Source organism: Butyrivibrio sp. NATIVEDY162 (assembly GCF_045999815.1).
Taxonomy (GTDB): Bacteria; Bacillota; Clostridia; order Lachnospirales; family Lachnospiraceae; genus Butyrivibrio.
This window is the reverse complement of the sequence record NZ_CP172573.1, coordinates 2,602,661-2,614,533: the sequence shown is the minus strand read 5'-3', so window position 1 is coordinate 2,614,533 and position 11,873 is coordinate 2,602,661. Positions and strand designations below refer to the sequence as shown.

Genomic DNA, 11,873 nt, shown 5'->3' with positions numbered 1-11,873 from the left:
TGCTTTATGACTATCAAGCTGCTCAAATCATTTTCTTCACAGCTGTCTGAAGCTCCTCATCAGTCATAAGATCGTTTATGCCAAAGATGTCTTCTCTCGCACAGGTTATAGCTCCTCGTTCAACCATCTGAGCAATCGCCTCCGCACAGACCCGGCATTCATAGATATCCCGGAGTTTTTTTGCCCTTCTCCAGTCAAGAGCCCTTTGATGCATCACGTCCTTTGAAAGTGCATATAGGATTCGAGAGGCATTTTTCTTACTAACCGGCATTTTGAGCATAGCTTCTGAAAAGAGTCCCATAGCCTCTTTCCAGAAATGCCCTATATCATCATTTTCTCCGGGATGTACCGCTACATATTCATCTATCACGTAATCTATAAATTCTTCAACGCTCATATAAACTCTCTGATTAAGGATATCTCCGGCAGCTTCTTTTATTATGAAGCTGATACAATTAAGGTGATATTATCACAGGCCTTTATGCCTTCAACTTCAAATATACCGCTTGTATTCTCAGTCTCTTCGCCTGTCCAGATATTCTTAACATTATATTTTTTTGCTGACTTAATCAGTTTTCCAAAAGCTTTTGTTATATCTGAAATGCCTATGCTCACCTTTTGGTTTTTGTCCTCACAGCTTACATTGATAAAGCTGATGGCAAACTCATTGTTCTCCAGAGGCTTAACAAGAATATCTATCCGGTCTATATCTCTGATATATTCCTTATCAGGCTGTTCTTTTGCAAGTGTTGAATATAAACGCTTTGCCTGTATTCCAAGCGCATCCTGATTTATGGATATCGCATCTTTATTGGAGATTATTTTGTAAATCCAGTTATCTTTAGTAATTCTTCTAAGATCAAGTCCAAGCATCAATGGTGAATTCATCATACACCACATAGTCATGTGTGTCCTGCACTGAGTCTCATCAAGTCCATCCATGCCGATCATAAGCATGTCAGGATCGTTCCATCCCTTTTGAAGACCTGCATATTCATCCATAATTACAGCTTTATTGTACTGAGTTGTCACGCTTGTGGTATAATCCTCAACCCAGGCTCCATGTCCGGGATCTTCGTCACTTCCCACACGGAAGGTAATGTCATTTAGAATTCTCCACGAGTCGCATACTTTATATGCCCAGTTCTGAGGATGAGTTTTTCCCCACTCACAAGCTGAATATATTATGTCATTATCAGGTTTTAATTCATTTAATTCCTTCAACAATCTGGCATAAGAATTCAGAGTATTTTCCTGCCTTCTGTGGTTCATCAGACGAATCTTGTTTTCACCCTTTTTCAGTTTTACCTTTATAGGGCTGCTCCACGCAAAGGGCAATGATTCCTCTTCTTTTTTCTCCTCTTCCTTCAGGGAAGGTACCATTTCTTTGTTAAGAAAATCATCAAAAATCAGTTCTTCATTTACCGCAATCTGAAGCCAGTTTCCCACGCCTTCCTTAAATCCGGGCTGATATTCCACACTTATCTCATATTCCGAATCAGAATCTATTTCAGATACATCAAAAATAAGCTCACTGCTTCTAGGCCCCACAGGTGATGCTTCAGGTCCTGTTCCATCAAAAGTGCCGATTCCTGTGACATAATCATTTTCATTGAAGGCACGCGTGCCGCTTATTTCTGCATCTGTCGCCATGAATACCATTTCTGTACAATCATTATTATCCGCAGTATTAATAAGCTTAATTGCCCTGATATTTGGGGCAAAGGTATAGGCTGCATTTTGCGGATTGGAAAATGTGGCATTGTCAAAAGGATAATAGCAATTATCAACCTTTAGAAAGTCCACGCCCCATTCAATATAGCTGCCTGCATCCTCCTTTTCATGTCCACAGGTACCAACCGCTGCTCCGGCGCATAGGTTAGTTCCTATATCGTTATACATTCCAAACTTAAGACCTTTTCCGTGGACATACTCTGAAAGAGCCTTAAAGCCACTGGGAAATTTATTTTCTTCATTTGATAATTTCCCATCTACTCTTTCAGGCTTATAGCACCCATCATCCAAAATTACATATTCATATCCAAGCTCTTTTAGATCAAGCTCACAGATTTTATCAGCCATAGCTTTGGTCAAAGCTTCTGTATTTCCGCTTCCAAAAGCATTCCAGCTGTTCCATCCCATTGCAGGAAGATGGTTTTTCTTTTTGCCGTATAATACCTCTCCATTTCCAAATGAATCATATTGTCTGTCTTTCTCTAATCTATCCGGTGTAAGCATGAATCCCTCCATATCTGTATAGCTGTCTTATCCATTCCATTTTTCATAAAAAAGAAATCCGGGAAGAACATTCCCGGAACACTCTTTTTCCCTATTAACTTAACGTAAATTATCACAAATCTCTTATCAGAATTTGCCCTAATATCTTCAATTACTGCGTATTTATCTCACTATGACTCACAGCGTAAATGTTTTACCTACTTCATACATCTGTACTTTTTGTCCCGGATATTTGATTTCCACATAATCGATAAAATCCTTGGGATCTGCACTGTTAAATGCAAACATATCATAATGCCCGGGAACAGCAAGCGAAGGCTTCATAGCACCAACCAGATCTGCCGCTTCCTGATAGGTCATATTGCCTATGCAGTCCTCCCTGAGTCTCCTGGCATCTCTGCCGTTTATAGGTGGAAACATCACATCAAAATGACCCTTTTCTCTGAGTTTCTGATATACGCCTTCGTAAATACAGGTATCGCCCATATGGCAGATTTTTACATTTTTAAAAGTAATAACATACATCAAATACGGATGCAGTCCATCCTGTGATGTGTCAAGAAATTCATGAGCTGCAGGGATTGCCTCTATATGAACCTCGCCCTCATCGGCGCTTATCTCCTCATCCACAAAAATAAATCTCTCGTTGTTAATTCCAAGGTCCTTGGGAAGATCATTTTCAAAAAATTTTGGTGCAACAAATTTTACCTGTGGATTTACTGCCGCAATTTCCTTCCAGGCATCTCTGTCTATATGATCTATATGATCATGTGTGCCAAAAATCAGTGATACATCTGTTAGATCCTGTGCATTTACCACATTCTTAAGTTGTCTTCCATCCATGTCAGATAAAAACAGATCTATTCCAAACTTGTAGTCTGAAGCTTCATCCCACACAAGAATTCCCTGCTGTCCTGTTCTCATAAACTGTACTGACATACAATCTCTCCTCTAAACTGGTACTTTTACTTTTTCTTCTTGTTCTTTTTTGGCTTTCTCTGTTTTTGCTGTTTATCATCATTTTTAACAGATGACTTAGCGACTAACTTATTAGTCTTTGATGCAATCTTCTTGCCGGATTTTTTCGAAACGCTGTATCCGAACTTCCCAACCTTTTTGCCAAGCTTAAAATATTCTCCGTGTGAGTAAGCTATTAAATCAGCTCCGTTTAAATCAAAGCGTCCTTTTTCATCAAGATATTTATCATCTACCGTGACGCAAAGCACCTCTGCTATAAACATATCATGACTTCCAAGCTCAATAACCTGCCTGACCTTACACTCGATATTGACAGGGCTTTCAGCTATTCCGGGAGCGCTTATCTTCTGAGATACCTGCGGAGTAAGCCGCATCTCTCTAAACTTGTCATAGTCACGGCCTGATCGAACTCCGCACCAGTCTGTCGCCCTGGCAAGCTCTGAACTTGTGAGGTTAACAACGAACTCTCCAGTATCCTTAATGATGCTGTGTGAATATCTGCTTTTTCTGACAGATATTGATAGCATAGCCGGAGAACTGCATATGTTTCCTGCCCATGCAACAGTTATAATATTGGGCGTCTCTCCCTCTCTTCCGCAGCTGACCATAACTGCGGGAATGGGATATAGCATATTTCCCGGTTGCCAAACTTCTTTTGCCATTTTTTATCCTCTTATCTATTTCTTTTTTTAGATCAAAGAGTATATTACTTAAGATCTCTTTAATTATCAAATTTCTATCAGATCTGCACTGTTAAATCCCACGGCATACTTGCCGACTCCAATTGTATCGCGAACAGTAACTTCAAACTCTATCTCTGAGTTTGCTCGAAGGTAAACTTTATCGAAGCCAACAAGCTCAAGGTAGTCGTGAATATCATCAGGAAGTCTGTAAACCTGAATTATTTCTGCCCCATCTTCTCCTGATTTGTTTAATAGTTTACCTCTTACAGCATGTCTTCCTGTATTGTAGGAAGGGTCAGCTATCTCAAACTCTGAGTAAGAGATACCATAGCCAAATGGGAATTGTACCGGTATCTTCTCTTTATAGATATGTCTGTATCCGATATGGAATCCTTCACGATAGTGCACAAGCTTCTCGTCTCCAAAATCTCCCACGCTAAGAGCAGAGGAGTCCTCTGCCTTGCAGTAAAAGGTTTCCGGAAGATGACCACAGGGATTGATATCGCCAAGAATCACCTCAGCCAGGGCGTTACCGCCTTCCATTCCATTATAGTACATCCATATGAGAGCCTTGCACTTATCAAGCCATCTTGTCATATCAACTGCACCACCGCCAATCATAGCAACGATGGTATCCGGACGCTTATAAAGGAGCGCCTCAAGAAGTTCATTCTGTTCATAAGGAAGATCAATATTTCTTCTGTCAATTCCTTCAGAATCAATATCATGATTTAAGCCGCCTACAAATATGACATAGTCATAATCATCTACTGCTGCAAGTGCTTCCTCGCGCAGGTATTTCCTATACTGCGATATATTCTTCCATACTCTCTCGCCATTCTCGGCATCGGGACTGATTTCATCAACACTATTCTCGCACTCTTCAGCCTCGGCAGTCTTGCCACCGCCGTCCTCAAGGCTCAGTGCCTGCCAGTTAGTTCCATTTGGAGTAGCATTTTCAACCAGAGTGCTTGCGTAACCTCGAAGGTATGTAACCTCAGCAGCGCCGCCTATTCTGGAGGACAGCCCCATAAGAGGTGAAATCTCATAAAGCGCTTTTATCTCTGCGCTTCCTCCACCATTAGAATGGATCCTGTTGGCATTTTCACCAATCATAAGAATTCGTTTGCTCTTGATATTATATCTTCCAAGCGGAAGAACCGAATCCTCATTTTTAAGTAAAACAACGCTGCCTCTTGCTATGTCAAGGCAGTCCTGTCTTGCTGCAAAGGAATTGTAAGCTGCATCCTTCCTTATCATTACATCCTCATCGAGCATGTTAAGACGGAGCATCAGAATAAGAATACGAATAACCTTTTTATCTATAAGTGCTTCATCTACTTCGCCACTGAGAATCTTTTCTTTAAGCGGCTCTGCAAATTTGTAATTGTCAAAATCATCCGTAACTGACATTTCGCAGTCAATATCAGCCTCTGCTGCCTCTACTGTGTCATGGACTGCGCCCCAGTCAGATACTACAAAGCCTTCATAGCCCCATTCTTTTCTTAATATATCGTTAAGCAGATATTTGCTCTGGCTGCAGTACTCTCCGTTTACCTTGTTATAAGCAACCATTATACTATAGGGATTGGCATTGTCGATGACATCCTTATATACCTGCAGATAAAGGCCTCGAAGTACTTCATCATCAATCTCTTCATCCACTTCAAGTCTTGCAGTTTCCTGATGATTAAGCGCAAAATGCTTCAGGCAGGCAGCCACATCCCATCTCTGTACACCCTTCACATACTCTGTAGCCAGCTCCGATGTCAGATAAGGGTCTTCGCTGAAATACTCAAAATTTCTTCCGCACAGAGGTGACCTCTTAAGGTTTATTCCCGGTGCAAGGATGACATCCTTTCTGCGGCCTCTTGCCTCACTGCCAAGGACACTTCCCGTTCTTGATGCCAGGTTGCGGTTCCATGTTGCTGCAACTGCACTGTTGCAGGGCAGATAAGATACGTAGTCATCAGTGTTTCCAACCGTAATCCACTTTGTGGGGTGAAACTCTGCCCTTACTCCCATAGGTCCATCAGACATAACAAGCGGAGGAATCCCCAGACGGGGAATACCCTTCGTTTTGAAAAGTTCATTTCCATGAATCATTCCAAGCTTTTCATCAAGTGTCATAGCTTCCAGAATTTCTTCTGCGCGATATTTAAGTGTTTGAATAGATCCTTCCATGCTTAACTCCTCATCTTACTGCCATAAACAAATTTCTTTTATTTCTGTCACTTTGCTATCCTGATAATGTGCACATCCTTTGCTGCTATCCTATGCATTCCGGAAGCCAGCTCTATGCCGCTTATCAATTCAGTTCCGTCTTCATGAAGCTCATAAATGCCTTCTCCGTCACCGTGATTTAGTACATATAGAATCTTCTCTTCATCATTTTCTCTGCTTGTAACTTCCACGTCGCCTGAAGTAAATGTAAGAGGGTGAACCCCGGCTTTTGAGAGAACATCTGATAAAAATACGGACTTAAAGTCCTCATCAGTTTCAGTAGCTACATAGTAGCCTCTTCCGTTACCAAGCTTTCTTGATGTGATAACAGGCATTCCCTGATAGAAATCCTCAAGATATCCGTAGTCATCAAGCATTTTTGCACCTTCCAGGTGAATAAGATCGCAGAGCTTTCTCGCATAATATCTCTGACCATGGTAACTGAAATGATTGTGCTTTTCAGTCGGAAAAGCGTCAGTCTCCTCAACCCATATACCAAGTATGTCACGGAGCTTTCCCGGATAGCCGCCTGTTATAACAAGATCGCTCTCCTGAACATATCCGCTGAATACGCCTGTCACAAAGCTTCCACCGCCCTCTATGAAAGTGCGGATTCTCTGATCAAGATCACCCTTGACCATGTACAGAAGCGGTGCGATCACTACCTTATATTTTGTCAGGTCAGAGTCCTGAGATATTATGTCTACGTTCACATTAAGCTTCCTTAATGCCTCATAATACTCTGTTATGGTCTCCTTATAATTCATCTCATTAGTAGGACCTGCAGAAAGCTCAGTTGCCCACCAGTTGTCCCAGTCAAACATCACGGCAACATCAGATTTTGTCTCCATTCCTATAGAGCATCTTCCAATTTCCCACAGTTCCTTGCCAAGCTCAGTTACCTCTCTGAATACCCTTGTGTTACCTGTTCCCACATGATCTATAACTGCACCATGATACTTTTCACAGGCACCTATGCTCCTTCTCATCTGGAAAAAGAGCACGCTGTCAGCACCGTGAGCCATGGCCTGATAGCTCCAAAGTCTCATAACTCCCGGTCTCTTAAGTGAATTATAGGGCTGCCAGTTGGTAACACTGGGAGTCTGCTCCATAAGTGCAAAGGGTGCACCGTCGCCTACACCTCTCATGAGGTCGTGGTTCATAGCAATCCTTGCAGGCGTATCCGTGGGCTGAGGATAGTTATCCCAGGATATGAAATCCATCTCCTTTGCCCATTTTCGATAATCCAGAGGCTTGAAAAATGCCATGAGGTTTGTCGTTACATTAGCTTTAGGTATTATTCTTTTTATCTCGTCTCTCTCAAGACAATAACAGGACAAGATTGCTTCAGAATTAAATCTTCTGTAATCGATGGAAATTCCCTGAAAATCCGTATGCAGCCTTCCTCCCCATACGCTTTCCTCTGAAAGTGCATTCGGCAAAACTATCTCATCAAAATCGTAGAAGGTGTGTCCCCAGAAGGAGGTGTTCCACGCTTTATTTACCTCCTCGATTGTTTTGTATCTGTCTCTTACCCATTCTCTGAAAGCCTGCTCACATTTCTCGCAGTAACACTCGCCGCCAAACTCGTTAGAAATATGCCAGGCGATAATATTCTCTTGCTTCTTATAATGTTCTGCCAGTCTTGAGGCAAGTCTTCCTGCATACATTCTGTAGGTAGGGCTTGAAGGACAGGAGTTGTGCCTTCCTCCGAATTTTCTTTTTCTTCCCTCAAAATCAGTTCTAAGTATATCCGGATAGCGCTTTGCCATCCATGCAGGATGTGCCCCGGTTGAAGTTGCCATGATTATGTTCATACCGTTTTCAGTGACAAGCTTTACGATTTTATCAAGTCTGTCAAAATCGTATTCATCCTCAGAGGGCTGAAGGGATGCCCATGAAAAAACATTCAAAGTGACAGTATCTATTCCTGCCTGCTTGAACAGCTTCATGTCCTCCTCCCAGATTTCCTCCGGCCACTGCTCCGGGTTATAATCTCCACCATAAGGAACTTTTTTCAAATTTTCATTCCAACTCATTTCGCCTCCTTGTTCTGCCTGCGAAATTCCGCGGGCGTCATTCCTGCATGCTTTCTGAATTTTTTGCTAAAATAGTCAACATCGTTATATCCAACAAGCTGCGCAACTTCATATACCTTATACTTGCCCTCGGCAAGGAATGCCTTTGCCTTGCTGATACGGCACTCATTAAGGTAATAGTTGTAACCAGTCCCCGTAGTTCTAGTGAATAATCTCCCCAGATATCCACTGTTATAACCAAACCTCGAAGCCAGATCCTCAAGAGTCAGCGGCTGAGCATAATTTCTGTCTGTATAGGATATGATGTCGTCAATGATGTTCTCTGATGCTGCGTGCTCATGTAGTTTCCCCAGCACCTTATCCATGGTTTCAACCATGTACTGCATAATTTCATAAAGATAAAAGCGCCCCTCTATAAATTCGATTATGCCTGCATGAGTATCAAAAACATCTGCTAACATCGGATATTGCTTTGTCAGTCTGTCCTTTATTCCAAGCAGTATTTCGGTAGCATAAAGGCATGCATCCGAATTGCCCGATATATTATTCTCTATATAGTTGTATAAATCCTCAGTCGCATTGACCATGGCCGTTCTGTTTCCCGCAATTACCGCTTCCAGAATTTTATCCATAATCCTTTGCTTATCCAAAATAACAGCTTTTCCTCGTTCATCCTCAGATATGCCTGCTATACCGGTTTTACCCGCTTTTCTATTATCCGAAGTCTCTTCCGGTGCATCTTTGCTCGTTACATCAGCCCTTACAAAGTGCTCTCCCTCATCACAGAAAAATCTCCTGTCAGCAATGCTCTTAGCTGATTCGTAGGAGCTGTCTATATTAACCGGTGAGTCGACAGTAGTCCCTATAGCTATAAAAATGTTATCCAAAGGACTGTCTGACTCGATCGAATATTTTTCATAATGTGATATGAAGTCCTCAAACCTTGAAACAGCTGCCTTTCCCTTTAAAAGTATGCAGTCGTTTCCTTTTATATTCAGAGCCTCAAAGCTGTTTTCATCAAGAAATGTGGGAAGGAGATTTAGATATTCATATTCTGAGTTTCCCTGCCTTCCTGTGTGGTAGGTCTCAAATATTATCACCTGATATAAAGTTGAAAGAAGGCCCATGGATTCTAATTCATCCCGCCTGTCCTCAGTAAGTGAGACGTCGCCTTCCTCATCCTTATCAAAATATGTTCCAAGCAACAGCTCACTGGTCACCACGCTTTTTGCCTTGCTGCGGATCTGTCCCGAGCGGCGGCCCTCTTTTGCGTTCCTGTCAATTTCTTCCTTTATTTTCTTAACTGTATCGTAAAGCTCATCCTCGTCTATGGGCTTCGTAATATAGTTGGTGACTCTGTTTCTTATGGCATCCTGAGCATATGAAAAATCAGAGTACCCGGAAAGTATGATAAAGTAGCCCTCATAACCTTCTGCTCTTGCCTTTTTTATAACGTCTATTCCATGGATTTTGGGCATCTGCATGTCCATTACCACGAGAGAAGGGTTAAGCTTTTTTATGGATGAAAGTGCCTCTTCACCGTTTGATGCAGTTCCGATGATTTCAAATCCCAGCTCATCCCAGTCGATTATCAGTTTTATGCCTTCTCTGATATTTTCTTCATCATCCGCAATAAGTACGGTTTGCATACGGGACTCCTTTCAAATAGTTTCCGTCCGTTAATTATCATTCTATCACAACGCTTCTTTTCAATTCGTAAAAATTCAATAAACAGAAGATGGAAAAAGCTGCGACCATAAGCCGCAGCTTTTCCTTACAACTAAACACCCAGATTAGGAGGTGGGGGTTCCAAATTAGTTTTCTGCCAGTGCTTTCTTCTCAGCTTCTGCGCGGAGTTTTGCTTCGTTCTCCTGGAATTCTATGCACTCATCATAACCATACTCATCAGCCTGCTGGATCATATCGGCAACAATCTTGTCGAATTCTTCATCACTTTCAGCATAGATAGCCTTCCATGAGTTGTCCTTGATGCAGGTTGATACCTGGTCCCATACAACCTGGAGCTCATCAGAGCGAACGCCGCCTGTGTACATTGTTCCGGGAGCGAGAATATAATCCTGCTTATCAAGATAAAGGTCAGGTGTGTTAGCACCGGCAAATTCTCTCCACTGTTTTTCTATATCAGAGCCTGCCTCTGTAGAGAAGCTTGCCCAGTTACGATAGTTAAAGGTCTCGCCATTGCTGTCAGGGTTAGGAGCATCAAGTGCCCATGTTGAGTTGTTCATCTTGAATGCACCGTCATCATATGTGCCTTCATAACCGTTGCCCATCTCTGTAGAGATATCTGTCTTGCATGCAAGTCCTGTGTCTGTAAAGCAGGTGTTACCATTTTCATCATAGTACCAGCATACATCCTTAGGACCATACTCAGCTGTCATACGTCCCTCAGGTGTTGAGAGCCAGTTGATGATTGCCATGCAAAGCTCAGGATACTCTGTGTTTGCACCGATAGACCAGATTCTGTTACCACCATACACATTCAGACCATATCTGATAGGCTTTGCATCTGTAGGCTTTACAGGGAACATACCCTTGCCGGCAGCAAGATGATCAGGTGTATTGTAAAGAGCGGAACCCATGAAGTTAAATACATTTAAGAAAGCTGTTCCGTTCTGGTAATCTTCCTGCATACCATTGAAGCCCTGTGTCTGTGAGTCGGGATCAAGAAGTCCCTTCTGATAAAGTGTATTGTAGAATTTCAGCGCTGTAAGGTAAGGGCCGTTCTCCTCAAGTACAGGATGGAATGTCTGTGTAGAAGGATCATAAAGGCCAAGACCAAACTCATCATATCCATAATAAGCCGTTGCTGTAGATTTTACAAACATAACCATATCACCGTCCCAATCATTGAAAAGTGATACGCCGTATGTCGGGTTACCATTATCGTCTGTAGGGCATGCTTCCTTCATCTGTGAAAGAACGTCTACAAGTCCGTCAAGATCCTTTATCTCAGGTGAACCAATCTCGTTATAAAGGTCATAACGAAGATCCCATGTATACATGAAAGAGCCGGGATCCTTAGCAGATCTGGTTACATCAAAACCGAAACCATAAAGCTTTCCGTCTGATGATATGCCTTTATTCTTTTCAAGAGCTGATTCCATATTTGCCTTTATATAAGGGCCATATTCACTTACAAGGTCATCCTCTTCCCAGTCAAAAAGCATTCCCTTATCAACTGCCTGCTGATACTGGTCACCGTCATTTCCCCAGATTACAAGGTCTCCAAGGTTACCCGACTCCATACGAGTATCATAGACACCGTCATTTTCAGGGATGATGTTAAGCTTAACATTGAACTTATCAAGCATAACCTTGCCAAACCATCCTGTCTGCTCACCTGAGTAGTTTGCAAGCTGATCATATACATCAAGTGTTACTGTTTCTGAAGGAATGATGTCTGATAAATCTCCCTCCAATTCTCCGCTTGCTTCACCTGCATCAGCTTCATCTGCTGCTTCGCCTTCTTCTGAAGCCTCCGCAGAGCTGTCTGCATCTGCGCTTTCTGCTTCTGCACTTTCTGCTTCTGTGCTCTCAGCTTCATCCTGGCTGTCAGCAGTATCCTCTGCTTCATCAGCAGTGTCTGTACCTGCATCTGCAGGTGTTCCTGCAGGGTTACTTGTTCCGCATGCAGCCATGGAAAAAGCCATAGTTGATGCGAGTAGAATTGATAATACCTTCTTTTTCATTT

General features: G+C 42.3%; 8 protein-coding genes. All 8 read right to left on the bottom strand.

The features are described 5' to 3' along the window. Positions 1-22: 22 nt before the first annotated feature. The 8 genes from ACHCNF_RS11290 to ACHCNF_RS11255 all read right to left on the bottom strand — a co-directional run bounded on the left by ACHCNF_RS11290 (position 23) and on the right by ACHCNF_RS11255 (position 11,871). Positions 23-397: a hypothetical protein gene (locus tag ACHCNF_RS11290; protein ID WP_408069890.1), complete on the bottom strand. Its 375-nt coding sequence runs from the start codon at positions 395-397 to the stop codon at positions 23-25. Between the two features lie 41 nt (positions 398-438). Beyond that, positions 439-2,238 carry a glycoside hydrolase family 27 protein gene (locus ACHCNF_RS11285; protein ID WP_408069889.1) on the bottom strand — a complete coding sequence of 600 codons (1,800 nt, stop codon included), beginning with the start codon at positions 2,236-2,238 and terminating at the stop codon, positions 439-441. A gap of 177 nt (positions 2,239-2,415) precedes the next feature. Continuing rightward, entirely contained in the window at positions 2,416-3,177 is a 762-nt protein-coding gene (locus tag ACHCNF_RS11280) for an MBL fold metallo-hydrolase (RefSeq protein ID WP_408069888.1), read from the bottom strand. A gap of 26 nt (positions 3,178-3,203) precedes the next feature. Continuing rightward, positions 3,204-3,878: a flavin reductase family protein gene (locus ACHCNF_RS11275; RefSeq protein ID WP_408069887.1), complete on the bottom strand. Its 675-nt coding sequence runs from the start codon at positions 3,876-3,878 to the stop codon at positions 3,204-3,206. Positions 3,879-3,944: 66 nt separating this feature from the next. Beyond that, positions 3,945-6,083, bottom strand: coding sequence for a beta-glucosidase (locus tag ACHCNF_RS11270; RefSeq protein WP_408069886.1), 2,139 nt, complete (start codon positions 6,081-6,083; stop codon positions 3,945-3,947). A 47-nt stretch (positions 6,084-6,130) separates the two neighbouring features. After that, positions 6,131-8,161 carry a beta-galactosidase gene (locus tag ACHCNF_RS11265; RefSeq protein ID WP_408069885.1) on the bottom strand — a complete coding sequence of 677 codons (2,031 nt, stop codon included), beginning with the start codon at positions 8,159-8,161 and terminating at the stop codon, positions 6,131-6,133. Continuing rightward, a complete protein-coding gene (locus ACHCNF_RS11260) occupies positions 8,158-9,810 on the bottom strand; it encodes a response regulator transcription factor (protein ID WP_408069884.1) in 1,653 nt (550 codons plus the stop codon). The genes ACHCNF_RS11265 and ACHCNF_RS11260 overlap by 4 nt, the downstream gene beginning before the upstream one ends. A gap of 165 nt (positions 9,811-9,975) precedes the next feature. Continuing rightward, entirely contained in the window at positions 9,976-11,871 is a 1,896-nt protein-coding gene (locus tag ACHCNF_RS11255) for a type 2 periplasmic-binding domain-containing protein (RefSeq protein WP_408069883.1), read from the bottom strand. Positions 11,872-11,873: the final 2 nt, after the last annotated feature.